Genomic DNA, 26,571 nt, shown 5'->3' on the forward strand with positions numbered 1-26,571 from the left:
TATGATCAAGTCCGTGTTAGTCGTCTGCGTCGGTAATATCTGCCGCTCCCCAACCGGGGAGCGTCTGTTCCAACGCGCGCTACCTTCAACTCGGGTGGCTTCTGCAGGGCTAGGCGCTCTGAAGGGGTTCCCGGCGGACCAGACTGCCAGCGATGTTGCCGCATTACACGGCGTATCGCTGGAAGGCCATCATGCTCAGCAGTTAACGGCCAGTATGTGCCGTGACTATGACCTGATTCTGGTGATGGAGAAGCGCCACGTTGAGCAGGTCAATCGCATCGACCCAGCCGCACGCGGAAAAACCATGCTCCTTGGGCACTGGCTCAATCAGCAGGAAATTGCGGATCCGTACAAAAAAAGTCGCGAGGCCTTCGAAGAGGTCTACGGGTTACTGGAAAACGCTACCCAGAAATGGGTCAACGTACTAAGCCGATAGTTGGGAATACCCATGAATATTAAAAACAAGGTTATGACCGCGCCAAAAGAAGATTCGAGTGGATGGGATCTGGCGCATCTTGTGGGACAGCTAATTGATCATCGCTGGATCATCGTGGCCGTTACCGCCTTCTTCATGTTGGCAGGAACGCTCTACACACTGTTTGCAACGCCTATTTACAGCGCCGATGCCATGGTTCAGGTAGAGCAGAAAAACACGGCTTCTGTTCTGAATGAATTGCAGGATGTGATTCCAACGACACCCGCTTCCGACACAGAGATTCAAATTCTTGAATCCCGTATGGTGTTGGGCAAAACGGTTAATGACTTAGGTCTGGATACCGTGGTGGAGCAGAACTACTTCCCGGTGATTGGTAAAGGTCTGTCGCGCCTGATGGGCAACAAGCCGTCTGAAATCGCCATTTCTCGCCTGGAAATTCCGCGCACTATCGATAAGCGTACGGTGCAGTTGGAAGTGACAGGTCCACAGACTTATACCGTGACCAGCGAGGGTGATGAGCTGTTCAAAGGCCGCGTGGGTCAGCTGGAGCAGCATGGTGAAGTCACTATGCTGGTCAGCGGTATCCAGGCTGATGAAGGGACCAGCTTCAACGTCACCAAACTCACTGACTTGCAGGCCATCAGAGCGGTGTTAAACGCACTTACCGTCGCCGATAAAGGCAAAACGACCGGTGTGCTGGGTCTGGAATATCAGGATGAAGATCCGGTGCGTGCCAGCCAGGTACTGAATCAGATCGTGAATAACTATCTGCTGCAGAACGTTGACCGGAAATCTGAGCAGGCTGAGAAGAGCCTGGAGTTCCTGCGCAACCAGCTGCCACAAGTGCGTAGCAGTCTGGATGATGCGGAGAACAAGCTCAACGCCTATCGCCGCCAGAATGAATCGGTGGATATGTCGCTGGAAGCGAAATCGGCTCTCGACTCATCCGTTAGCGTGCAGAGCCAGTTGAACGAACTGACCTTCAAAGAAGCTGAAGTGTCACAGCTCTACACCAAAGATCACCCGACTTACCGCGCGCTGCTGGAAAAACGCAAAACCCTGGAAGACGAGCAGGCAAAACTGAACAAGAAAATTGCCGGTATGCCGCAAACCCAACAGGAAATTCTGCGTCTGACACGTGATGTGCAGTCAGGTCAGGAAATCTACATGCAGTTGCTGAATCGCCAGCAAGAGCTGGGAATCAGTAAAGCCAGTACCGTGGGTGATGTGCGCATCATCGACCGTGCGGAAACCGCCGGTAGCCCGGTGGCACCGAAGAAACTGTTGATTATTGCCGCCAGCTTTATTCTGGGTCTGATTCTCTCTGTGGGTCTGGTGCTGCTGAAAGCGCTGTTCCATCACGGTATTGAGAATCCTGAGCAGCTGGAAGAGCTGGGCATGAACGTCTATGCCAGCGTACCGCTGTCAGAGTGGCAACGTAAGAAAGATACCGAAGCCCTGGCGCGCCGTGGTCACAAAGAGAAGAGTGACCCACATAATACGCTGCTGGCGTTGGGTAATCCGACCGACCTCTCCATCGAAGCGATTCGCAGCCTGCGTACCAGCCTGCACTTCGCGATGATGGAAGCCAAAAACAACATTCTGATGATTACCGGTGCCAGCCCGGGTATTGGTAAAACCTTTATCTGTGCCAACCTGGCGACCCTGGTATCGAAAGCAGGCCAGCGCGTGCTGTTCATCGATGGTGATATGCGCCGTGGTTATACCCATGAGCTGCTTGGTTCGGAAAACAAAATGGGTCTCTCCAATGTGTTGTCCGGCAAGAGTGAGTTCTCCCCGGCCATGATTCAGAAAGGCGTGTACGGTTTTGATTTCCTGCCACGCGGTCAGGTACCACCGAACCCGTCTGAACTGCTGATGCATCGTCGCATGAGTGAGTTACTGGATTGGGCGAGCAAGAACTACGACCTGGTGTTGATTGATACCCCACCGATTCTGGCGGTGACCGATGCTTCCATCATCGGTAAGTTGGCCGGTACGTCGCTGATGGTGGCGCGTTTCGAAACCAACACCACTAAAGAGTTGGATGTCAGCTACAAGCGCTTCGCCCAGAACGGTATTGAGATTAAGGGTGTCATCCTGAACGCCGTGGTGCGTAAAGCGGCGAACTCCTACGGTTATGGTTACGACTATTACAACTACGAATATAAACAGAAAGTGTAACGCACCCTGTTATTGACTTAGAGGCGGCATCTGCCGCCTCTTTTTGCGTAAGGAATGACACCATGGCACCCTATTGGGTTATATCCGGATTGTTGCTTCTGATTTCATTGAGTGAGCTTATTGTCAAAAAAGATGAGCGCACTTCGGGTCTGATGCTCTACCTGCTGTGTATTGCCACCGCTATCCTGATTGTGTTTGCCGGGATTCGCGGTTTGGGTACCGGCATGGATGACCTGCAGTATCGGACATTTTATACCGGCTTCATTCAAAGTCTGCAGATCAACGGCTTTAGCGCCACCGTGGAGCTCTTCCGTTATGAGCCGCTGATTTTTGCCATCGCCTGGCTAACCAGTCTGATTTCCAGTAATGCTGACACCTTCTTATTTGTATTCAGCATTCTGGCGGTGGTGACCAATGCGGTGTTCTTCCGCAAAATGTCACCGTACCCGATCCTTGCGCTGGCACTCTATTCTGCCCATATCTATATCAACAAAGACATGAACCAGATTCGCTTTGGTCTCAGTTCTGCGCTGTTTTTGGGTGTGCTCTGGTGTTTGTATCTGAAGCGTTACTTGGGAGCGTTCGGCTTTTTCCTGCTCTCTTTCTTCAGCCACAACACCGGAATTATGGTGGTTACGGTCTTGCCATTCTTGTTTATCCGTCAATGGCGCTATTGGCCGGTGCTGATTATCTTTCTGAGTATCCCGATGTCGAAGTTCGGCGGGACAAACTTTATCAGCTTGATCAGTGCGCATATGGGCGCGATGGGGGAGAGGGCGGAAGGCTACAGTGCTGAAGCATCGAATACCGCGGATGGCAGCATCTTCTCGGTTTCTAACCTTAAAAACATCATGCTGGTGTGTATGTTTGTCTACTTCATGCTCAGCGATGAATTGAAACGCAACAACGCTGAGCAGTGGCGTTTTAACTATCTGATGATTGTGACCTTCGCGCTGGGCGGGGCAATCAGGATCTTCTTCTATAACTATTCATCCGGGGCAAGGCTTTCCAACTACCTGTTGCAAGTTGAGCCTATTCTACTGACCTCGTTGATCTATCAATCACGGCAATTGCTCAAGCCGGCGATGTTCGCGATGTTCAGTTTCTTTCTTGTTTATTACCTCTACTACAACACCATCTCGCAGAAACAGGCCGTTGTCGGCTACGAGGTGGCGCAGGAGTTCAAAATCTTTAGGTAACAGAGAGGTAACATGACGAGAAAATTGATGGTTTTAGCCCTCGCGCTGGCACCGATTGCGGCGCTGGCGGCACCGGGTTTAAGCACGTTGCAGATTGACGCATTTGGTGATTCCACTACCGCGGGTGTCATCAGCAAAGACCGAAAAAGCAGCATCACCAAAGCCAGTGAAATCGGTGAATTGACGCAAATGCTGCAACAGCAGTATGGCGATCGGGTCAACATCGTGGTGAAAAACCACGGCGTTCCCGGTGCGCAGGCCGCTGAGTTGTTGTACCCGCATGGCGGCGATGATCAAAGCCATTGGGAGGACTTAATGAAAACCTCCCCGGCTAAAATCGTTCTGATCAACTACGCCATTAACGATGCCCGACACTATTTTTTCAAGGATAAGAAGGTGCACCTTGAAAGCCCTGAAGAGTATAGGCGGATTATCACGCGCCTGGTTGAAGTGGCGAAGCAGAACCATAAACAGGTTATTTTGCAGGAGCCGAATCCCATTTGCGGCAAAGCGGAACGTTGGAATGTTTGGCCCTACGTCTGGCAACTTAACCAGGTGGCTAAGCAGCAGCAGGTTGCCGTGGTTCACCAGTATAGCGTGATTAAAGAAGATCGTGATTGGCAGTCGCAGATGTCTGACGACTGTATTCATCCGCTGGAGTCACTGTATAAGGCCAAAGCGGATCGTACCTTTAGTATTGTTAGCCCACTTGTTCAGCAAAGTCTTGCGCAGCAAAGCCCCTAACCTTGTTGTGTCGATTTTATAAGGGATCCTGATATGTACATCATGATTATGGTGGTTTCGTTCTGCCTTGCATTGCTCATTTTACATGCCTGCTCTTATCATCGCGGGATTTATAATGATAAAGGCGTGAAGAGTATTTCTGGCCTGCGTGCTTTTCTTGCCAGTATTGTCGCCTTTTCTCATTTTGTTCATTATATCTACGGGCTGGATCAACCGTGGATATATGATAAAAACTATTTTGCCTGGTTCTCTGAAGGCAACTTTTTTGTGAATTCGGGTAAATTCGGCGTCTTGCTGTTCTTTATGATTTCGGCTTTCCTGTTCTATCGCTGGCTGGATAACGATACGCTCACCCCTGCACAGCTGAGTGGAAAACTCTGGCGTTCACGCGTTCGACGTATCGTCCCGATGTTTTGGTTCTCAGGTTTCGTTATCTTTACCATTGGGGCGCTGCAAGGTGCGCTGGTGCCGCCTTTGCAAGCGCTGAAAGACGCTGTTTTATGGCTGTTGTTCATTGGCAGCTACAACGTTGGCGAGATGTCTACGGCGGTGGTGAACTCCGGCGTGGAGTGGACGCTGCGTCTGGAATGGTTGCTGTATTTGTCTATTCCCGTGATTTATTTCCTCAATCGATTAACGCGCGGGAAATACAAAACTCTGCTGATCCTCTCGTCCATCGGCGTTATTTTCATCATTGCCGTCGCATTACGCTTGTATGGGAAAACCTATACCGATCCGCGTCCGGTACTCGGCTTTGCGATGGGATATTTTGCTTATAAATTCCGCGATAGATTTGCTGGTTTACGCCATTCCCGCAGTGCGGCAATCCTCAGTCTTGGATTGGCAGCATTCTCTCTGTTCTTCACCTCGAATACCTTCTTCTATGTCTTCTTCCTGATATCCCTGACGGTGATCTTCTTTATTGTCAGCAGCGGTAATTCGCTGATGGGACTGCTGGAAAATAAGACCTTGATGTCGATTGGTGAAGTGAGCTATAGCCTCTATTTGATTCATGGCGTCGTGCTGTACGGTATTGAGCAAATCCCACCGACGTTATATCCGCATAATTACTGGATGTTCACGCTGTTATCTACACTGTTCTTTGTTGCGGCGTTTTATGTCGCAAAAATGACCTATCTTTGGGTGGAAAAACCGTTTATCGGCAGCAGTGGCGGTAAGTCTAAAGCAGCAACCAAAGCAGCAGCCGAAAATTAAGAATTTGACTGATTACCTTCGCTTAATATTCGTATTACTGTTAACCAGAAGTTTTTAGAGGTACTGGCAATGCAGGATATTCGTTTCTCAATTGTAATTCCCGCGTATAACGCGTCGAAGTCGATTGTAACGACGCTGGATTGCGTCAAAGCGCAAACCTATCGCAATTTTGAAGTCATCATCGTGGATGACAAATCGGCTGATGCCGCTGAGCTGGCACAGGTGGTGCGCAGTGAGCGTTATCAGGATCTGGACATCAAACTTGAGCTGTCTGAGGTGAAACTCAACGGTGCCGGCGCTCGTAACAAAGGTATCGAACTGGCTGAGGGTGATTTCATCAGCTTCCTCGATGCAGATGATGAGTGGGGCGTTGATAAGCTGCTCACCGTGTATGACACCATCACCAGACTTGAAGCACAGGGTAAGTCGAACTATCTGATTTTCAGCCAGGTGAACATTCATCAGGATGGCCGTTTCCTCAAGGTGATGCCGATGCAGGCACCGGGCAAGAATGAAACCATCGCTGAATATCTGTTTGGCTGTTACGGCTTTATTCAAACCAGCACCATTGTGTTGAAGCGTGAAGATGCCGATAAAATCCGTTTTGATGCGCGTTATATTCGCCATCAGGATTATGATTTCTGCATCCGTGCTGACCGCATGGGCTATGAGTTTGTGATGATTGATAAGCCGCTCGCTACCTACCATCTGGTGACCAAATTTGGTTCCAAACACAAAGGCGAGTCGGTGAAGTACTCCTTCTTCTGGCTGGACACCATGAAGCCGCACCTCACGGCACGTGACGTCCATACCTATAAGGCGTTCAAGCTGCCGCTGCGCTACAAGATGGATGGTAAATCACTGCAGGCGAGCCTCAGTTTCGCGCGCTACTTCTTCCTGACCAATCGTGATAACCGGGCTTATTTCCTGAATCGACTGTTCGATAAGGTGAAGTCTCGCTTCTCTGGCGGGCGAGCCGTCTCCTGATTCACTTTATAAAAATTTCACTTGCTCCCGCACCGGGAGCAATTTTTTGGTTTCTGACACTCCGGGTATGCAAATGACAAATCATGTTGGCACCGTCGGTATCGTGATGCCGATGTATAACGCGCGTAAAACGGTATTGCGTGCGGTAGAGTCGATCGTCAATCAGACCTATAGCGACTGGCATCTTTATTTAATAAATGATCAGTCCACCGATGATTCGCTGGCCTATGTACGCGAACACTGCACTGATGCGCGCATCACCATTCTTAACAATGAAGTCAACCTCGGTGCGGCGGAAACACGTAACGTGGGTCTGCGTGCCGCGCAACAAGAGATTATTGCGTTTCTCGACAGTGACGACGAATGGCACGTCGATAAACTCGCCGAACAGACTGCGGCGATCGCGGCGGGTGATGATTTTGTCATCACGCATTATCACTACAAAACCAAAACCGCCGACCACGATATTCTCTACAGCAAACCCTATCTGCAGCAGGAAAACTTCGTGAAGAAGCAGTATCGCGTCTGCTTCTCTTCCGTGTGTTTCCGCCGTCCCCCTCAGGGCATCTTCTTCCAGCGTAAAGGACATGAAGATTTCCTGTTCCTCTACGAACTGTTCCTCCGCTACAAGCAAGCTCGGGTGATCCAGAAGACGCTGGTCAACTATTACGAGCTGGGCGATTCCCTCTCGCGCAACAAGAATAAAGCGGCGAAATGGCACCTCGAATTATTAAGAATTATCTATAAAAACAATCCGTTAAAAATCTATTACTATTACGGCTGGTATATGGTGAACGGCGTTCTCTTCACCCTGAAACATCGTTAAGACCCGGCATCCTTCGTGTTGTTACGACGTGAGCAGCACGAAGGCGTTGGGCCTTAAGTTCACATTTTGAGGTGGAAAGCGTTTTATGAAAAAGATCGTTTTAGTGATTAAGGATGCCTACTCCTACGCGGGCACGGAAAACATCTGTAATTTCATGTCGGAGTGCCTCGGAGAGCAGCACGCCGTCACCATTTATTCGCTGGAAGGACACGGCAAAACCTTTTATCCGTTCGATCGCGTGAAAGAGATCGTCAGTTTTGAAGGGCACAGCAACCCGATTAAAAGCGCTGTGGCAAGCATTCATCAGCAAGGCTTCGACAGCGTATTTCTGATCAGCATGGGCCGCCTGAGCGTGATGTTCGCCTTCTGGAACCTGATGGCGATGAAGAAAAAACGCTTTAAAGCCTACGCCTGTGAACACATCGCGATTAACTCCTTCAGCAAGCCGATCAAAGCGCTGAAGTGGATGCTGCTGCGCTATTACGACCAGGTCATCGTGCTGACGGACAAAGATCATCAGGTGTTCAGCCGCTGGAATATCGCCAGCAAGCAGATCCCCAATCCGGTGGTGTACAAGGCCTTTCAGCGCCAAAGCCGCAGCCGTCAGGCGCTGGCGGTGGGGCGTCTGGACAATCAAAAAGGCTTCGACCTGCTGCTGGATATCTGGGCTGATTTCAGCAAAACCCATCCTGAGTGGAAGCTGGTGATCGCGGGTGACGGCGAACTGCGTCAGCAACTGCACGATCAGGCTGCGGCGTTGGGCATTACCCATAGCGTTAACTTTGTCGGCAAAGTCAGCAACATCAACGATTACTACCGCGACAGCGATATGGCGCTGATGACCTCGCGCTATGAAGGTTTGCCGCTGGTGCTGCTCGAAGCGAAATCCTGGTCACTGCCGGTAGTGGCTTATGACTGCCCAACCGGCCCGCAGGAAATCATCAACCACGGGGAAGATGGTTTCCTGGTGCCGATGAATGACAAATCGACGTTTCTGGCGCGGATGGAACAGCTGGCGAGTGACGATAGCCTGTTCTATGCCATGAGCGAAAAAACCAAAGAAACTGCGCTGAAGTTTGACGGTAACCAGATCAAACAAAGCTGGCTAGCCCTGGTTTAGCCAAATAATTCATGCCGCAGGAAGGCGGCAAATGCTTGAGTCCCCGTGAGCTTACTTGAGTAATTGACAGGGGCGAAGGCAGGCAGCCAACGCCCTTGTGGCGTGAAGTATGACGGCTAAATGCCTCCGGGATCACATTTATGGCTGTTACGCAGCCCCATGACCACGGGATTAAAAGCATGAAAAGAAGAGAAGTCTTGCAAACTGCAGCCTCCTCCATTGTTGCCGCACTCTCGGTGAGTGCATTTTCCAGCTACGCGGCAAAAAGTGGTCAACCTGCTTTGAAAGCTGTCGATCCGTCCAGCGTACCGCAGGGCGATGTACCAATTTTAACGCCAGAAAACGTCTACACCATGCCACCACAGTTCTGGCAGAACTTTGAGGGCAAATTGTGGATCGGGCAGGCCGGTCAGGATGCCAGCAAAGCGGGCAATCAGATTCCAGTCTTCCTGCGCGATGCCAGCGGTAAAGTGTCACAAATCAGTCAGCCTATTGCGCTAAATAAGGGCAACTTCGCGCAATTCATCCACGATAATGCAGCGTTGATCGCCAATCCTGCTCACTCCATGGTGGTGGAAGACGATCAAGGGAATACGCTGTTTTCGATTGCAGATGTTTCACGACCCAATCCGAGTAACTTTAGCCAGCGTCTGGCGCAGCCGAATGGCTATCAGCTGATTGGCGAAATCCCGTCGGTTGAGGAGTTACGAAAAACGCGTCCGCTGTTCGCGGGTGCCAAAATCAAGCTGAAAAGCTGGCATGAAGGCTTAGAAGTGGGCGGCGGGGAATTCGTTGGCGCTTTTGGTGACGGCAAAGATGATGGCGGCGTTATCTTCAGTGGTAAAGGCTTCTATTGGCGTCGCGTGGTTGAAGATTTTAACCGCCTGACGCTGTTCGATTTTGGCGCTATTGCCGATGCCAAAACCGATGCCGCACCGGCGATAAAAGCCATGTATCAATGGTCAATTGATGCCAATCAGCAGATCTGTGTGCAGTTCCCGGCAGGCAATTTCTTCGTCACCGAGTGCGATTTCGGTAATGAAGAACGACGCTACTTCCGTATCTCCGGCGCGATGGTCAATTTTGGCTATTTCCCGGCGACCACGCTGACTTCAGACGGTCGCTCTGAATTCCTGTTCCAGGTGAACGCGCGTTGGACTGAAATCTCCAATCTGATTTTCAACGGTCAAAACGACAAGCGACCGAATAAGCAGGGGCTGTTCCGCAACACGTGTCCCGGCGGGCAATTTTTCCGTGGTGCCTGCCTGCGACTCAATCAGGTTGGCGGAGTGTCGTTGAGCTTACTGGATACGCTGGATTGTAAAATCGACCAGTGGTACGCCAATGCCTGTACCGGTGATGTGATCAAAGCCAGTTGGTCGGGCCAAAAGGCGGGCGCCTGGGATCACAGCACGGCGATTGAACTCTCCAACTTCAACGCTCAGCACTGTAAAGGCGGTAAGGTGTTGAATCTGCCACGTTGCAGCCAGTCGATCATTCATAACGGCTGGATCGAGCACAGTGAGTTTCCCGGTGACATTTCCAATGGGCAGTGGATTATCGATGCGCTCAGCATTGAAGACTGTAAAAATCCGCTGATTGCGCACAACTCGCGACTGAACATGCGCCAGACCAACCTGCAGGCGGGGAGTTGGATCGACAACTCGATGGAAGGCGAGCGTTGGCTCAACATCTGGGAGATGGGATCAACGCGCGTGGAATCTTACGGTGTCGCCATCGATGGCAGCCTGAAATACAACTACATCACCTCACGCTTCCGCCTGGCGAATAACACCAACCAGGAAACCTGGTTTGAACTCGGCAACTTCTACTCACCTACGGTGGGAGACAGCTGGGAGATCGAGGTGTTTGGTCAATCGCAATTCAATAATGGCACGGCTAATCAGCCCTTAATGAACGTCATTGATGGTAAAGGCACCGGCGGTCGTGCGGTTATTCATCTGCAACGCAAAACCAAAAATGCGGAAGCCAGCTGGTCTGCCGAAGGCAGTTCACCCGTGGTGGATGTCCGCTTTGAACCGCGCTCAGAGACGGACACGAAAGTGTTCGTCAAGCTGGCTGGTTGGACACCCACCACCGCTATTTTGATTAAAAGCACCGCCAAGGACCGCTTCCTTACCGGACGCTGTGCGCGTGTGGATGCCACCATGGCGCAGGGCAGTCCTGCCAGCGGCAGCCAGCAAGCACCGCAGCGCTTCAGTCTGCACAACGGTAAAGCGGGTATAGGCGGTAACGAGCAGGGCGATCTGCTGCTGGCCTCGCGCGCGCTGAAACCGGAGCAGGTAGATACGCGTGAGCCGAAAGGATTTGTCTCGGTGGTGATTAACGGCGAACAGGTGGCGTTACCCTATTTTGCGGTGAAGTCGTAATGCACTAACCGGAGAGGACGCAGCCGTTTGCGCCCTCTCCGGGAAAGGTTGGGAGCGGCCTGCAGGTCGCCCGTTTGAGGACAGATTTTCTATTTTGGACATTGTTCCCATTGCAGTTTTTTAACACAGAGTTCACTTTGCCCGTGCAGGAAATGACGTGGCTTGTAAAAAATTAAAAAAATTTTTCTGGAGTGTTTATGAAGATTTTATTGGTGGGAAACCATACCTGTGGAAATCGTGGGGATGGCGCGATTTTACGTGGACTGATCGACTCTTTGCAGTCTGCGCGTGGCGACCTCGATATTGATGTGATCAGTCGTTATCCAACAAGCTCCGGGTACTTATTGCAACAGGATATCCAGCAGGATTCCTTGTTTCTGCATAACAGCAAATCAGCGAAAGGGCTGGTGGGCAGCGTTAAACGTAAAGTGGCCAACCGCCTGATGCCCGAAATCATGATGGCGCATCTGGGCAAGGGTGGCCTGTACAAATCGTTCTCTGTGCCGCCCCATCTGGCGCAGTTCACCAAAAGTCTGGAACAGTATGACGCCATCATTCAGGTGGGCGGTTCCTTCTTCGTCGATCTTTATGGTGTGACGCAGTTTGACCACGCGCTCTGTGCATTGATGGCGAAAAAGCCGCTGCACATGGTCGGTCACTCCGTGGGACCCTTTGAGAACCCACGCGTGAATGCGCTGGCCAATTTCGTGTTTGATCGCGTCGATAGCCTGGTGCTGCGTGAAGAGGTCAGCTTCGATCGCCTGAAACAAGACGGCGTCACCACCAGCCGCGTGAAGAAGGGCGTCGATACCGCCTTCCTGGTGAAAGCACGCGATGTGGAGAATCCGAGCCACAACCTGCTGCACTGGAAAAACATCATCAGCGCGCGTAAAACCATCGCCATCACCGTGCGTGAACTGGCACCGTTCGATAAACGTCTCGGCGTGACGCAGAAAGAGTACGAAGCGGCCTTTGGGAAAGTCATCAATGCGATGATTGCTGAAGGCTATCAGGTGGTGGCTTTCTCTACCTGTACCGGCATCGACAGCTACGCCAAAGATGACCGGATGGTGGCGCTGACGCTACGCGACCACGTCGAAAATCCCGAGCATTACCATGTCATCATGGACGAGTTCAACGACCTCGAACTCGGTATCCTGCTAAGCCATTGTCACCTGACTATTGGCACCCGCCTGCACTCCGCCATCATTTCCATGAACTTCGGTACCCCAGCCGTGGCCATCAACTATGAGCACAAATCGCTCGGTGTGATGAAGCAGCTTGGACTGCCGCAAATGGCCACCGACGTGCAAAGCCTGATGGATGGCTCGCTGATCGACAAAGTACAAACCGTGCTGGCCGATTACGACAATGTGAAGCGCAAAGTGGATACCGCGGTGGCGCAGGAGCGTGAAATTGGTAACCGCATTACGGCAGAAATTCTCAACGTGCTGGGGTAAGTGATGAAGCTGACCTTTTTCACCATGCGTTTTCCGGTTGCCTCTGAGACGTTTGTCCTCAATCAGGTAACGCATTTCATCGATGCAGGCTATGACGTGGAGATCATCTCCGTGTTTCCGGGCGATATGATCAATCGCCACGCCGCGTTCGATGATTACAATCTGGCGGCGAAAACTCACTATTTACTGCCGGAAGAGAAAGTTTCGAATCTCGATAAGCTGACGCAGCGCATTGGTTTGATGCTGCCGAAAATCGCGAAGCCGGCGTTAATCAAATCACTCAACGTCGGCCGCTACGGCCAGCAGGCGAAAAAGCTGCTGCTGCCCGCGATTGTTGCTAACGCGAAGCAAACCTTCACCGCGGATGTGTTTCTGGTGCACTTTGGTTATGCCGGTGCGCTGGCCAACAAACTGCGTGAGCTTGGCGTGCTGAAAGGCAAGCAGGCGACGGTGTTCCACGGCGCGGATATTTCGCGCCGTCACATTCTCGAAGAGCACAAGCTCGATTACGTCAACCTGTTCAAACAGAGCGAGTTGATGTTACCCATCAGCCATTTGTGGGAGAACAAGCTGATTGAGATGGGTTGTCCACGCGAGAAGGTGCACGTGACGCGCATGGGCATCGAGCCTGAGAAGTTTAACTTCAGGCCGCGTGAGGCGTTTCATCAGCCGCTGCGAATTGTTTCGGTCGCGCGTTTGACCGAGAAAAAGGGCTTAGACGTGGCGGTAAAAGCCAGCGAAATTCTGCGCAACAACGGTGGGCAGTTCGAGTTCACCATCATCGGCAACGGTGAGCAGGACGGCATGATGCGTGAACACATCGCGCGTGCCGGACTGGAAGCCTTTGTCACTATGCCAGGTTTCAAGCCGCAGGAAGAGATTCGTCAGGCGTTGAATGATGCTGATATCTTCCTGCTACCGTCGAAAACCGCAGCCGATGGCGACATGGAAGGCATTCCGGTGGCGTTGATGGAAGCGATGGCGGTGGGGCTGCCGGTGGTTTCGACCTATCACAGCGGCATCCCGGAGCTGATTCAGAACAACGTCAGCGGCTGGCTGGTCTCCGAAAACGATGCCGAAGAGTTGGCTGACACGCTGCTGCGTCTGTCACGCGGTGATGTCGATGTCGCGCCGGTCGTGGCTGCTGCGCGACACAAAGTGGAAACCGAGTTCAATCAGCACATCGCTTATGGCGAGCTGGCTAAAATTCTGGAGCGCATGGTGTGAGCGGATTAAAAAAACAGGCCGTCTGGCTGTTTGGCAGTACCTGCTTCGCGGCATTGCTGCAGGTGTTACAGCTCAGCGTTCTGGCGCGAAAACTGGAAGCGCATGAGTTGGGTTTATTAGCCATTATCAACGCCATTCTGGCGGTGGCAACGGTGTTGCAGGATATGGGGATGAGCAGCTACATCGTGCATCGCCAGGACATCAACCGCCGCCAGCAGAGTACGATTTATTGGGTCAACGTCTCACTCAGCTTGTGTACCGGCTTGATTATGCTGGCAATTGCCTTCCCGGTGGCGTGGTTCTATCACCTGCCTGAATTGACCGGGCTGATCATGCTTACCAGCCTCAACTTCCTCGTGCTGGGACATCTGTCGCAGTATCAGGCGCACTATGTGAAATCCAAACGTATGGTGACGCTGGCGAAGATTGAGATGGCCACCAAGTTGTTCGCGTTCATCTGTACCGTGGCGATGCTCTACTTCACTTCGCTCACGGTGGCGGCGGCCATCCTTGGGCTGTTCATCAATGCCTTTACGCGCATCCTGTGCATGATCTACTTCGGGGAGAAGTCGTGGCGCCCGACGTGGGAGTTTGAAGGGGCGACCTTCATCAGCGCGGTGCGTTACGGCATTTATCAGCTCGGTTCTCAGACCATCAACCAACTGCGTACCCAGGCGGATGCACTGATTGTGGGTAAAGTGATGGGCGCGGAGATGCTGGGGATCTACTCGCTGGCAAAAGAGTTGATTCTGCAGCCACTGAAACTGGTATCGCCGGTGATTAACCGTCTGGCACTGCCGCGTTTCGCCGAGAAGCAGCACGATCCGGAGCAGCTGAAAAATCTGTTCCTGAAAGGCACCTTCGTCATCATGTTGTTCAGCAGCGCGATGTATCTGGCGATTGGCATTCTCTCTCCGGTCATCGTACGCGTGCTGTATGGCGCATCGCATGAGCAGGTTTACCATCTGATTCCGCTGATGCTGCTGTTCGGCATGCTGCGTCCGATGGGGGGCTTAACCGGCGCGATTTCCCAGGCGAACGGCAAGACTAACGTCGAGTTTTACTGGAATATCGTGGCGAGTCTGGTGGTGGTCGTGGTACTGGCGACAACCTACATCTGGCCGAACGTGCTGTATGTGGCGTTGACGTTGTCCATCTCGCAGGTGCTGATTTCTGCCTTCGCCCATCCGTTCTTTATCAAGCCGGTGATTGGTATCCGCTTTATGCCGTATGCCCGCCAGTGGGTTTCGGTGTCGGTGGTGTTTGTCGGCCTGATGATGCTGGTGAATCACTTCAATCTGTTCGTGATGCCGGAATGGTTTGAGGGTTGGCTATAAGCGTTGCGCTAACGACGTTGTGTTATTGGCGCGATCTGAGCGGGCAGGGGCTTTATGCTGACGGCCCGCTCAGATCCTGTAGCGGTGCATTTATAGCGGCAGTGATACTGTCTGCATGTGCGATAAATCCTGTCTCTACGATATTGCTGCGAAGCATCATTAGCCGTCATCAAACCCGAGCATCCTGGGCAAAATCCTCTGCATCCATTCTGCAAATCAATGGTCTTATCATCCTGGCTTTTATCGTGAATCCTTCACTGTTTTTCAGCAGTTTAGCCGGTTCATTTTCAGTGTGTCAGGCGAAGCGGTAGCCCGCCATTTTGGCGATTTTTTATGTTGTGACAGAGAGTTAGTGCCGGATTTTCAGATAAAGATTATACTTGCTGCACCGGCCGATCCTGCATAATCGACCCCACGTATTCACTTCATGAAATGGAATAAATATGACCAAGCTTAAAGCAGTAATCCCGGTTGCGGGTCTCGGTATGCATATGCTCCCTGCAACGAAAGCCATCCCGAAAGAGATGCTGCCTATCGTCGACAAACCGATGATTCAATACATCGTTGACGAGTGCGTAGCGGCGGGCATCAAGGAGATTGTGCTGGTCACCCATGCTTCCAAAAATGCAGTGGAAAACCACTTCGACACCACTTATGAGCTGGAAGCGTTACTTGAAGCGCGCGTAAAACGCCAGTTGCTGAGCGAAGTGCAATCAATTTGCCCTCCTGGCGTGACTATCATGAATGTGCGTCAGGCGAACCCGTTGGGCCTTGGCCACTCAGTGTTGTGTGCACGTCCAATGATCGGTGATAACCCATTTGTCGTCGTGCTGCCAGACGTGCTGCTGGATGACTCTACGGCTGACCACCTGCGCTATAACCTCGCCGCCATGGTCGCGCGCTTCGAAGAAACCGGTCACTCACAGGTATTGGCGAAACACATGCCGGGCGAAGACCTGACCGAATACGGTGTTCTGACCACCGAGCAGCCGATCGATAACCCAGGCGACATCAGCATCATCACCAACATCGTTGAAAAACCAGAAGCGGGCCAGCTGGATTCAGACCTGACTGCGGTCGGTCGTTATGTGCTGTCTGCGGATATCTGGCAAGAGCTGGAAAAAACTGAGCCGGGCGCATGGGGCCGTATCCAGCTGACCGATGCCATCGCATCACTCAGCAAGAAGAAACCGGTTGATGCACAACTGCTGACCGGTACCAGCTTCGACTGTGGTAAAAAAATGGGCTACATGCAGGCATTCGTTTCTTACGGTCTGCGTAACAACGCACAGGGTCGTGATTTCCGCGAAGCTATCCAGAAAATTCTGGCGAAATAATCCATTCTCATGCCGCGCCGCTTGCGCGGTTTAAAGGAGTACACATGGCTATTTTGGTAACGGGCGGAGCAGGGTACATCGGCTCCCATACGGTGCTGGCGCTGTTAGAGCGCGGCGACGACGTTGTGGTCCTGGATAACCTTTGCAATGCTTCGCGCGAAGCCGTCAATCGCGTGGAGAAGTTGTCGGGCAAGAAAGCGGTGTTCGTTGAAGGCGACATCCGCGATCGCGCCTGCTTGCGTGACCTGTTCGCAGCTAACGATATCTCAGCAGTGATTCACTTCGCAGCATTGAAAGCCGTGGGCGAATCCACGCGCATGCCGCTGGAATACTACGAGAACAACGTGGCAGGCACCGTGGTGCTGCTGGAAGAGATGCGCGCTGCTGGCGTGTGGAACTTTATCTTCAGCTCCTCAGCGACAGTATACGGCGCCGATGCACCGGTTCCTTACGTGGAAACCACGCCAATCGGTGGCACCACAAGCCCGTACGGCACCTCTAAGCTGATGATCGAATTCGTGATGCGCGACTTCGCTAAAGCTGACCCGAATTTCAAAGCCATCGCGCTGCGCTACTTTAACCCGGTTGGCGCGCATGAGTCTGGCGAGATTGGTGAAGACCCAACCGGCATCCCTAACAACCTGCTGCCGTATATCGCTCAGGTAGCAATTGGTCGCCTGGAGAAGCTGGGCGTGTTTGGCGATGATTACGACACACCAGACGGCACAGCCCAGCGCGACTATATACACGTGGTGGATTTGGCCGAAGGGCACCTGAAGGCGCTGGATCATCTGCCGAAAGTCAGCGGTTACAAGGCGTATAATCTTGGCGGCGGGGTAGGGTTCTCGGTGCTGGAAATGATTAAAGCGTTCGAGAAGGCTTCTGGTAAGGCGATTCCGTTTGAGTTTAAGCCGCGTCGTGATGGCGATCTGCCGGCGTTCTGGGCAGATGCAAGTCTGGCAAACACCGAGCTGAACTGGCGAGTAACGCGTGGAATCGATGCGATGATGCGCGACACGTGGAACTGGCAGAGTAAGAACCCGGATGGGTTTAAGTAATACGATGAAGGCGGACTTGATGTCCGCTTTTTTTTGCGTCTGATTTGACTTACTCCTGCTTTTCGTCACTTTCTGATTGCTTCAGTTTGGTCACAGGTAGACGATCCTCTTACACCTCATCGCACAATCGGTTAATAATTGAACCATCACTTGATGCCAAAGGCCATTTCGTTCGTGTTCACATGACCTCGGTGGTAAAATTCAAGTTCCGAAATAATCAATTCTTTCTAATTAACTCTGAAGAATTAAAATTATTTCAAGCAAATAGTGCTCAGCTCGATTAAATCGCACTAAGCTTAAAGATCGGTATTACACACATCAGCATGTTGGGAGCTGCAACCCAAGGGCGGTAGCTTTGTCCATTGCTAATGTGGGGTGTTTATTTCTCCTCTGGCCGGGATATCGGTCGCAATGTCAGGAACAGTCCAACGTCATGAAGATTTTAATTACTGGTGGTGCAGGTTTTATCGGCTCAGCTGTGGTCCGTCATGTTATCAATGACACCAGTGATGAGGTGATTAACGTTGATAAACTGACCTATGCGGGCAACCTTGAATCGCTGAAAACGGTCAGTGACGACTCTCGTTACACCTTCTGCCATGTCGACATTTGCGACGGCGTTGCGTTGTCTAAAGTTTTTGCCGAACATCAGCCGGATGCGGTGATGCATCTCGCAGCAGAGAGCCACGTAGATCGCTCGATCACCGGGCCTGCTGAATTTGTACAGACCAACGTTGTTGGCACCTACGCCCTACTCGAAGCCAGCCGTCAGTACTGGATGGCACTGCCAGAAGAGCGCAAAAGCGCATTCCGCTTCCACCACATCTCAACAGATGAGGTCTATGGTGACTTGCCACATCCAGATGAAATGGAAGGCGAGCTTCCGATGTTCACCGAGTCAACGCCATATGCGCCAAGCAGCCCTTATTCTTCAACCAAAGCTGCGAGTGACCACCTGGTTCGCGCCTGGGGACGTACCTACGGTTTGCCAGTGGTGGTAACTAATTGTTCCAACAATTACGGCCCGTATCATTTCCCGGAAAAACTCATTCCTCTGATTATCAGCAACGCATTGGAAGGCAAACCTTTACCGATTTATGGCAAGGGCGACCAAATTCGAGACTGGTTGTATGTCGAAGATCACGCGCGTGCACTGTATACCGTGGTGACCAAGGCAAAAACGGGCACCACATACAACATCGGTGGCCACAACGAGAAGCAAAACCTGGAAGTGGTGCACAAAGTCTGTGAATTACTGGACGAATTGCGTCCGAAAGACACGCCTTATGCGCAACAAATCACCTATGTTGCTGACCGCCCTGGTCACGATCGCCGTTACGCGATTGACGCAGCGAAGATTGAGCAAGATTTAGGATGGACACCGCAGGAAAGCTTCGAAACGGGCTTACGCAAAACCGTTCAGTGGTATCTCGACAACCATGAGTGGGTTGAGCACGTGAAAAGCGGTGCCTATCAGAATTGGATTGAACAAAACTACGAGAAACGTAGCTAATGAAAATTTTGCTATTGGGTAAAAATGGTCAGGTGGGTTGGGAACTCCAACGCGCATTGGCACCTTTGGGTGATGTCATTGCGCTAGACCGCCACTCCATGGACTTCTGTGGTGACTTGACTAATCCAGAGGGTATCGCGAATTCAGTGCGCGATATCAAGCCTGATGTGATCGTCAATGCTGCCGCTTATACCGCGGTAGATAAAGCTGAGAGCGATTTACAGAATGCTGAGCTGATCAATGCCGCCAGTGTTGAAGCGCTGGCGATTGCAGCGCGTGATGTAAACGCTCTACTGGTTCACTACTCGACCGACTACGTCTTTGATGGCAGCGGTGAACGCCCGTGGAGCGAAGATGATAAGACATCTCCGCTCAATGCTTATGGCAAAACCAAACGTCAGGGCGAAGAAGCGATTGTTAAGCACGCCCCAAACTATCTCATCTTCCGCACCAGTTGGGTTTATGCTGCCAAAGGCAATAATTTCGCCAAGACCATGATCCGCCTGGCGCAAGAGCGCGAAAGCTTGTCGGTGATTAATGACCAATTCGGCGCACCAACGGGTGCTGAATTGATCGCAGATTGCACCGCGCACGCAATCAGAACCACATTGGCTGAACCTGAAAAGAGCGGAATCTACAACCTGATTGCTTCGGGTGTTACCACATGGCATGCCTATGCAGACTTAGTCATTGCGCATGTGCGTGAAAAGGGCTTACCGATCAAAGCCACAGCCATCAACACCGTTGATACCAGCGCTTTTCCGACGCCAGCAAAACGCCCACTAAATTCCAGACTGAACACTAGTAAATTCACGACAGCATTTAATCTAACCCTCCCTGAATGGAAGGTTGGGGTTATTCGTATGTTGGATGAGATTTATCACTGAGTGTTGTTAGAGTCAGATTAACAAATTGAAGGATAACGTTGTGACGAGTAAAAAAGGAATCATCCTTGCTGGCGGTTCAGGAACACGCCTCTACCCAGTAACGATGGCAGTGAGTAAGCAGTTATTGCCCATCTATGATAAGCCAATGATTTACTACCCGTTGAGCACGCTGATGTTGGCGGGAATCCGCGATATCCTGATCATCAGCACCCCGCAAGATACACCACGTTTTGAAAGCCTGCTTGGTGATGGTTCCCAGTGGGGTCTGAATCTGCAGTATGTGGTCCAGGAAAGCCCAGATGGTTTGGCTCAGGCATTTATTTTGGGTGAGGAATTTATTGGCGACGACAACTGCGCACTGATTCTCGGTGACAACATCTTCTATGGTCACGACCTGCATAAACAGCTTGAAGATGCATCGAATAAAGAGCAGGGCGCCACTGTATTTGCTTATCGTGTTCATGATCCAGAGCGCTATGGCGTGGTTGAGTTCGATAAAAGCGGTAAAGCTATTTCCTTGGTCGAAAAACCAACTGAGCCGAAAAGTAACTACGCAGTGACCGGCCTGTACTTCTATGACAATAGCGTTGTTGAACTGGCTAAAAACCTTAAGCCTTCTCCACGAGGTGAGCTGGAAATCACCGATATCAATAACCTCTACCTTGAGAAGGGTGAACTGTCTGTCTCAATCATGGGACGTGGGCATGCGTGGCTTGATACCGGAACACATCAAAGTTTGATGGAAGCGAATAACTTTATTCAGACGATTGAAACCCGCCAAGGATTGAAAGTGGCTTGCCCTGAAGAGATTGCCTATCGTATGGGCTTCATTGATGCAGAAAAGTTGAAAGAACTCGCACAGCCGCTGCTCAAAAATGATTATGGCAAATACTTGATGGCGTTATACAACGGAAAATTATAATGAAGATTATTGATACTGAAATTCCTGACGTCAAAATTATTGAGCCTAAAGTATTTGGTGATGAAAGAGGCTATTTTTATGAGAGCTTCAATAAAAAAATATTTGATGATGCGGTAGGCCAATCTATCGATTTCGTACAAGACAATCATTCAAGCTCTCAGTATGGTGTTGTTAGAGGTTTACATTACCAGCTTGCTCCACATGGACAGGGCAAACTTGTACGCTGTGTAGAAGGTGAAGTTTTTGATGTGGCAGTTGATATTCGAAAATCATCGGAAACCTTTGGAAAGTGGGTAGGGGTAGTATTAAGCGCTGAAAATAAAAAACAACTTTGGATTCCTGAAGGATTTGCGCATGGGTTCATGACGTTGTCAGCGCGAGCACAATTTGTATACAAGACAACAAATTACTACTCGCCTGAAAGTGAGCGATGCTTAGCATGGAATGATTTGAAAATAAATATTGCCTGGCCAAAGGCTAATGAAAGTATATTGTCGGCGAAAGATATGAAAGGACTAACTTTGAATAATGCAGAGCTATATCCTTAATATGAATAATGAAAATAAATTAGCCATAATGCTCTGCACATATAATGGAGATGAATATCTTAGGGAACAAATTGATTCCATTATTTCGCAAGAATATGATGATTGGTTTTTATTTGTATCTGATGATGGTTCAAATGATACAACGCTCGAAATTTTGAATGAATATCAGCGTGCGTTAGGCCAAGAAAAGCTAATTATAGTTCAAGGGCCTAAGAAGGGTTTTGCTGCAAACTTTATGAATGTCATGAAAAACATACCTGGAGATTTTGGGTATTATGCTTTTTGCGATCAAGATGACATTTGGTTAAAGGATAAGTTATCAACTGCTGTAAAAGTCTTGAAAAGAGATGGCGCCTCGACTAAACCTCAGGTGTATTGTAGTAGAACAACGTTAGTAGATGAAAATAATAACATTATTGGTGAGTCCCCATTATTTTGTAAGAAACCTAACCTCAGGAATGCCCTAGTTCAAAGTATTGCTGGTGGCAATACAATGGTCTTGAATCGTCAGGCATTCAATATAGTCAAATGTACCCCGGAAGAATGTGATATTGTCTCACATGATTGGTGGGTATACATATTAATCTGCGCGGCAAATGGTGTTGTTATATATGATCCAGAATCCAAAATTCGCTACCGACAACATACAAAAAATCTTGTCGGTTCGAACACTGGTTGGATGGCAAGATGCTTGCGTTTAAAAGGACTATTAAAAGGTAAGCTTAAGGGCTGGAACCAAAAAAATATCAACGCGCTATCACATATGGATAAATTCATCTCAGGTGATAATAAAGATATTTTGAATCGATTTATTGTTGGTCGTGATAGTGGTTTCTTTAAAAGATCCTATATATTGCTTAAATTAAGATTGTATAGACAGACTTTAGTTGGTTCGATTGCTCTAATATTGGCAATTTTACTGAATAAAATATGATTTCACTCTAAAAAAAGAATATGTTGGTGAAGAGAATATAATGCACGAGATTAAAGAACATGCATCGGATGCAGCGCACCCGGTCGCCTTTAAAAGCATGATACATGCAATGTATAAACAACGCCATCTCATACATCAAATGGCAAAAAGAGAAATATTAAGTAAATATAAAGGTTCATCTTTAGGTTTACTTTGGTCAGTTATTACGCCAATGGTAATGCTAACTATTTATACATTTCTTTTTTCTGTGGTCTTTAAAGCTAAGTGGAGCGTGGGAGGCAACGAGTCAAAATATGAATTTGCAATCGTCCTATTTGCAGGTTTATTAACTCATGCATTTCTTGCTGAAGTATTAAATAAGTCACCTTCACTTATCACAAGTAATGTTAACTATGTAAAGAAGGTGGTTTTTCCCCTTGAAATAATGGCGGTTATAAATATCTGCGTGTGTATTTTTAATACGCTCATTAGTATTTTTGTGCTATTAGTTGCGATATTGATAATTAAGCATTCTATCCCGACGACAGCCTTTTTACTGCCAATTGTCCTTATACCTCTTATAGTGTTGGCGAGTGGACTATCATGGCTGCTGGCATCGCTAGGTGTATATATCCGCGACATCGGTCAAAGTATTACAATTTTAACAACAATACTGACATTTTTATCTCCCATCTTCTACCCTGCTTCTGCAGTCCCTGCTTTATTAAGACCTTGGCTACTTTTAAATCCTTTAACATTTATTATTGAGCAAGTAAGGAATGTTCTTATTTGGGGTGTTATGCCTGACTTCAAAGGACTGGTAATTTATTTGCTGTGCTCACTATGTGTGTGCTGGGCTGGTTATTACTGGTTCCAGAAAACACGTAAAGGATTCGCTGATGTCTTATAAAGAAACAGTCATAAATGTTGAGAATGTGAGTAAGTGTTATCACATTTATAATTCCCCAAGCGCGCGACTCAAACAATTTATCTTGCCGCCATTAAAGAAAGTTTTTGGCAGTGGTTCGAACCAATATTACCGTGAATTTTGGTCTGTTAAAGACGTTTCTTTTAAGATCAATAAAGGTGAGACTGTTGGAATTATAGGGAATAACGGCGCTGGTAAATCAACTATTTTGCAAATGATTTGTGGAACTTTAAATCCATCAGGAGGGAGGATTAAAGTTAAGGGTAGGATTGCGGCGCTTCTTGAACTGGGATCCGGCTTCAACATGGATTTTTCAGGAAGAGAAAATGTATATTTAAATGCCGCAGTATTAGGTCTCACTAAAAATGAAATTGATCAAAAATATAGTGAAATCGTAGAGTTTTCAGGTATTGGTGAATTTATAGACCAGCCAGTTAAAACCTATTCAAGTGGTATGATCGCTCGATTGGCATTCTCGGTGGCTATTCAAGTCGAACCTGATATTTTAATCGTGGATGAAGCTCTAAGTGTTGGTGATATGGCTTTTCAGGAAAAGTCGTTCACTAAAATGAAAGAGATTAGAGACAAAGGGACTTCAATTCTTTTTGTATCTCATTCACTCTCAGCCGTACGTAATTTCTGTGAAACGGCAATTTGGTTGGAAAAAGGTGTGATTAAAATGATGGGCGAACGTTTAGACGTTTGTGATGCCTATCAAAGTGAGACTGAAGGTAAGAGCAAGACTGTTCCATCTCGTGGAATAAATGAGACAAACAACAGCCCAATCAATGATAAAAAGTTGACATTGAATTCAGTAACTTGTTCTAAAATGAGTTACAGAATGGGCGATGAAATAACAATCAACTTTGAGTTGGATTTCTCCGAACCGGACTTGAAGTATGGTATTGGGATTATAATTTATGATTCCAAGGGAACTATTGTTTCTATATTAAACACCCTTAGAGATGAAATTATTATTTCCAAACCTTCTTCTTTAATTGATTTAGTCATTCCTGACAACCATTTTGGGCCTGGAGAATACCACATTACTGCTTCAGTATCTGATGAGTTGGGGATGTTTGCCTATGATAAAGTTGAGTATGTCACATCATTCAGAATTGAAATGGAAAGGAATTCATCTGGGCTTGCAAAAGTAGATGGCATACTCCGCTGCGAACATGAATGGAAAGGTATATGAACTGGCAATTAGATCAATATGAATCGTTATGGATTCGGAAAGGTGATTACAATATAACTAAAAAGCATGATTTAGTCGTTGTGATGCGTATTCGCAATGAAGAACTATTGCTTCAGAATACTTTAGACCACATATCTAGATTTGCTGATTATATTTGTGTTTATGATGATTGTAGCGATGATAGTACTCGGGAGATTTTAAAGAATAATCATAAAGTATTCTTGATTGTTGAGAATAATAAATGGCGTCAGGGAGTTGATAACAGACTGCTTTCTGAGACCCGACATAGAGGTTTACTGCTCCAACTTGCAAATAAATATCTCAGTTTTAAATGGTGCATGTGCTGTGATGCTGATGAGAGATATGTCGGAGAGATAAGAGAATTCGTGTCTGGTGATGATTATGATTCACAACCAGATGGAATTCGTTTTCAACTGTATGATGCATACATGACCCAAAATGATGATAAACCATACGTAAAAAATCAGGAACTGATGAATTTTCGTCAATATTTTGGCCCGGAATGCCGAAACATATTGATGTTATGGAAAAACAAGCCATCAATACAATATTTAGGACTCGATGCAAGAGAGCCTTCTTGCGTTGATAATGTCGAAGTGAAATTCTTTTGTCAACATTACGGAAAATCGCTTTCTTATGAACATTGGGAAGAGACATGCAACTATTACGTTAATAACTTTCCCTGGGATCCTTACGGAGTGAAGTGGAGTTCTCGTAAAGGGAAGGCGTTGCATACTATTTCAGATTTTGGTCGACCGCTATACTTATGGGGAAATGACCTTTTTAGTAATTCAACTACTACTTTTTAAATTCTATGCAAATATTAATTGCCACTTCACGGTTTCAAGACCTTGCCGGATCGGAAATAACAGTCCTTGAGTATGCAATTGAGCTCTCTTTACAGGGAAATGTTGTTTCGATCGCATGTTTCTTTGAATCGGAAAGGTACAAAGATGAATGTATCAAGCACGGTATAAAATTAGCGACTTTTGATGATAGCGCATTAATTTATACAAGCTGGGATGTTATATGGATATTTCATCAGCCGACATTTTATGCGTTGTTTTCTAAGTGGAACTATTCTACTCAATATACTGTTTTTTCATCTTTATCACATTTTGAACCCTTAGAAACACCTCCAATTGAGATTTGTCCTTTAAATATTATTACAACTAACTCAGAAGAAAACTTATCTTATTTTAATGAGAATTACCCTGATTATTCAAGTAAGGCAATTGTTTTGCCAAATTCTATACCCAGAGATTTTTGGGTAAATCAAAGAAGTGCTAACTCGGGAAAGGTTTTAATAGTCTCAAATCATATTCCTTCAGAATTACTAGAGTTAAAAGATATTCTTGAGAGTCAGGGCACTATAGTTGATATTTATGGTACAGGATATATTGAAGATAGAATTACTCCTCAGGTTTTGTCGAATTATAAACTATGTATATCCATCGGTAAAACGGTTCAATATTGTCTCGCCTTGAAAGTCCCAGTATTCTGCTATGATCATTTCGGTGGTCCTGGATGGATTACCGAAGAAAACATAATTACAGCAGCGGACAAAAATTTTTCCGGTCGGTGCAGTCCTTCAACGTATACTGCCGAAGAATTAAGTAAAAAAATTGAAGATGAACTCATTCCTTCAGTTGCTGAGTTGGAACAGAATTTTCAATTTGCAAAAGATAAGTTCTCCTTAGATAAGAACCTTTCTGGTGTGTTAGATGCCCTATCAAGAAGTGTTATCAGCTTAAGTCATACCACAACTGCGACAGAAAAGAAAATATTTTCCAGGATAGTGGATGTTTTTCTAAGAGACTCACGAAGACAGCATGAATTATCTTTAGCATATCAAAAGGAAAGTCAGAGGCGCGAGAAAGCAGAGCTGCAGTTATGTGAATACAAATATGCATGGGAAGCTGAAAGTGCCAAAAGATTTAGTGTTGAAGATGAGTTGCTAAAAATAGCGTCAGCACTCGAAATTGAAAGAAAAGAACACGTTGAAGCAATGCAGCAACTAATATACGCGAAAAAATCCAAATTGTTAAAGAGTTATTACTTTATTAAGTCATTAGCTAAAAAGTTTAATATTAAAAAATAGTTTTGGTATTTGAGGATTCT

The 26,571-nt window shown here is 48.2% G+C and carries 23 protein-coding genes; all 23 read left to right on the plus strand.

Translation table 11 applies throughout. From position 1 onward, the window contains the following. The first annotated feature begins 1 nt into the window (after nt 1). Nucleotides 2–436, plus strand: a complete 435-nt coding sequence (locus FD744_RS09020) for a protein-tyrosine-phosphatase (RefSeq protein ID WP_034824796.1) — start codon at nt 2–4, stop codon at nt 434–436. 12 nt (nt 437–448) lie between these two features. Further along, nucleotides 449–2,620, plus strand: a complete 2,172-nt coding sequence (gene wzc, locus FD744_RS09025; protein WP_034824794.1) for a tyrosine-protein kinase Wzc — start codon at nt 449–451, stop codon at nt 2,618–2,620. 62 nt (nt 2,621–2,682) lie between these two features. Further along, a complete protein-coding gene (locus FD744_RS09030) occupies nt 2,683–3,819 on the plus strand; it encodes an EpsG family protein (RefSeq protein WP_160868033.1) in 1,137 nt (378 codons plus the stop codon). A gap of 12 nt (nt 3,820–3,831) precedes the next feature. Then, nucleotides 3,832–4,563 carry an SGNH/GDSL hydrolase family protein gene (locus FD744_RS09035; protein ID WP_160868034.1) on the plus strand — a complete coding sequence of 244 codons (732 nt, stop codon included), beginning with the start codon at nt 3,832–3,834 and terminating at the stop codon, nt 4,561–4,563. 126 nt (nt 4,564–4,689) lie between these two features. Next, nucleotides 4,690–5,778: an acyltransferase gene (locus tag FD744_RS09040; RefSeq protein WP_236699772.1), complete on the plus strand. Its 1,089-nt coding sequence runs from the start codon at nt 4,690–4,692 to the stop codon at nt 5,776–5,778. A gap of 69 nt (nt 5,779–5,847) precedes the next feature. Beyond that, a complete protein-coding gene (locus tag FD744_RS09045) occupies nt 5,848–6,765 on the plus strand; it encodes a glycosyltransferase family 2 protein (protein WP_034824786.1) in 918 nt (305 codons plus the stop codon). A 73-nt stretch (nt 6,766–6,838) separates the two neighbouring features. Then, nucleotides 6,839–7,591 (plus strand): glycosyltransferase family 2 protein, encoded by a 753-nt coding sequence (locus tag FD744_RS09050; protein WP_058961436.1) that lies wholly within the window; start codon nt 6,839–6,841, stop codon nt 7,589–7,591. 85 nt (nt 7,592–7,676) lie between these two features. After that, on the plus strand, nt 7,677–8,711 hold the full coding sequence (locus FD744_RS09055; protein ID WP_034824783.1) for a glycosyltransferase: 1,035 nt from the start codon (nt 7,677–7,679) through the stop codon (nt 8,709–8,711). Between the two features lie 179 nt (nt 8,712–8,890). Beyond that, nucleotides 8,891–11,101, plus strand: a complete 2,211-nt coding sequence (locus FD744_RS09060; protein WP_034825254.1) for a phage tailspike protein — start codon at nt 8,891–8,893, stop codon at nt 11,099–11,101. A gap of 197 nt (nt 11,102–11,298) precedes the next feature. Then, a complete protein-coding gene (gene wcaK, locus FD744_RS09065; protein ID WP_034824781.1) occupies nt 11,299–12,561 on the plus strand; it encodes a colanic acid biosynthesis pyruvyl transferase WcaK in 1,263 nt (420 codons plus the stop codon). A gap of 3 nt (nt 12,562–12,564) precedes the next feature. Beyond that, nucleotides 12,565–13,788, plus strand: a complete 1,224-nt coding sequence (locus FD744_RS09070; RefSeq protein WP_034824779.1) for a glycosyltransferase — start codon at nt 12,565–12,567, stop codon at nt 13,786–13,788. Then, nucleotides 13,785–15,125 (plus strand): MOP flippase family protein, encoded by a 1,341-nt coding sequence (locus FD744_RS09075; RefSeq protein WP_045832317.1) that lies wholly within the window; start codon nt 13,785–13,787, stop codon nt 15,123–15,125. Before FD744_RS09070 ends, FD744_RS09075 begins: the two co-directional genes overlap by 4 nt. 443 nt (nt 15,126–15,568) lie before the next feature. Next, entirely contained in the window at nt 15,569–16,462 is an 894-nt protein-coding gene (gene galF / locus FD744_RS09080) for a UTP--glucose-1-phosphate uridylyltransferase GalF (protein WP_034824775.1), read from the plus strand. A gap of 44 nt (nt 16,463–16,506) precedes the next feature. Next, complete coding sequence (gene galE, locus FD744_RS09085) at nt 16,507–17,520, plus strand: UDP-glucose 4-epimerase GalE (protein ID WP_160868035.1); 1,014 nt, start codon at nt 16,507–16,509, stop codon at nt 17,518–17,520. A 433-nt stretch (nt 17,521–17,953) separates the two neighbouring features. Then, nucleotides 17,954–19,033, plus strand: coding sequence for a dTDP-glucose 4,6-dehydratase (rfbB, locus tag FD744_RS09090; protein WP_034824771.1), 1,080 nt, complete (start codon nt 17,954–17,956; stop codon nt 19,031–19,033). Continuing rightward, nucleotides 19,033–19,920, plus strand: coding sequence for a dTDP-4-dehydrorhamnose reductase (gene rfbD / locus FD744_RS09095; RefSeq protein ID WP_160868036.1), 888 nt, complete (start codon nt 19,033–19,035; stop codon nt 19,918–19,920). The genes rfbB and rfbD overlap by 1 nt, the downstream gene beginning before the upstream one ends. 40 nt (nt 19,921–19,960) lie before the next feature. Then, entirely contained in the window at nt 19,961–20,842 is an 882-nt protein-coding gene (gene rfbA / locus FD744_RS09100) for a glucose-1-phosphate thymidylyltransferase RfbA (protein WP_160868037.1), read from the plus strand. After that, complete coding sequence (gene rfbC, locus FD744_RS09105; protein ID WP_160868038.1) at nt 20,842–21,390, plus strand: dTDP-4-dehydrorhamnose 3,5-epimerase; 549 nt, start codon at nt 20,842–20,844, stop codon at nt 21,388–21,390. The genes rfbA and rfbC overlap by 1 nt, the downstream gene beginning before the upstream one ends. Continuing rightward, complete coding sequence (locus FD744_RS09110) at nt 21,371–22,324, plus strand: glycosyltransferase family 2 protein (protein WP_160868039.1); 954 nt, start codon at nt 21,371–21,373, stop codon at nt 22,322–22,324. The genes rfbC and FD744_RS09110 overlap by 20 nt, the downstream gene beginning before the upstream one ends. Nucleotides 22,325–22,364: 40 nt before the next feature. Next, nucleotides 22,365–23,213, plus strand: coding sequence for an ABC transporter permease (locus tag FD744_RS09115; RefSeq protein ID WP_160868040.1), 849 nt, complete (start codon nt 22,365–22,367; stop codon nt 23,211–23,213). Beyond that, nucleotides 23,203–24,429 carry an ABC transporter ATP-binding protein gene (locus tag FD744_RS09120; RefSeq protein ID WP_160868041.1) on the plus strand — a complete coding sequence of 409 codons (1,227 nt, stop codon included), beginning with the start codon at nt 23,203–23,205 and terminating at the stop codon, nt 24,427–24,429. The genes FD744_RS09115 and FD744_RS09120 overlap by 11 nt, the downstream gene beginning before the upstream one ends. Next, nucleotides 24,426–25,259 carry a glycosyltransferase family 2 protein gene (locus FD744_RS09125; RefSeq protein ID WP_160868042.1) on the plus strand — a complete coding sequence of 278 codons (834 nt, stop codon included), beginning with the start codon at nt 24,426–24,428 and terminating at the stop codon, nt 25,257–25,259. Before FD744_RS09120 ends, FD744_RS09125 begins: the two co-directional genes overlap by 4 nt. A 5-nt stretch (nt 25,260–25,264) precedes the next feature. After that, on the plus strand, nt 25,265–26,551 hold the full coding sequence (locus FD744_RS09130; RefSeq protein WP_160868043.1) for a hypothetical protein: 1,287 nt from the start codon (nt 25,265–25,267) through the stop codon (nt 26,549–26,551). The last annotated feature ends 20 nt before the right edge of the window (nt 26,552–26,571 follow it).

It is taken from the genome of Pantoea sp. Taur, assembly GCF_009830025.1.
Taxonomy (GTDB): domain Bacteria; phylum Pseudomonadota; class Gammaproteobacteria; order Enterobacterales; family Enterobacteriaceae; genus Pantoea; species Pantoea communis.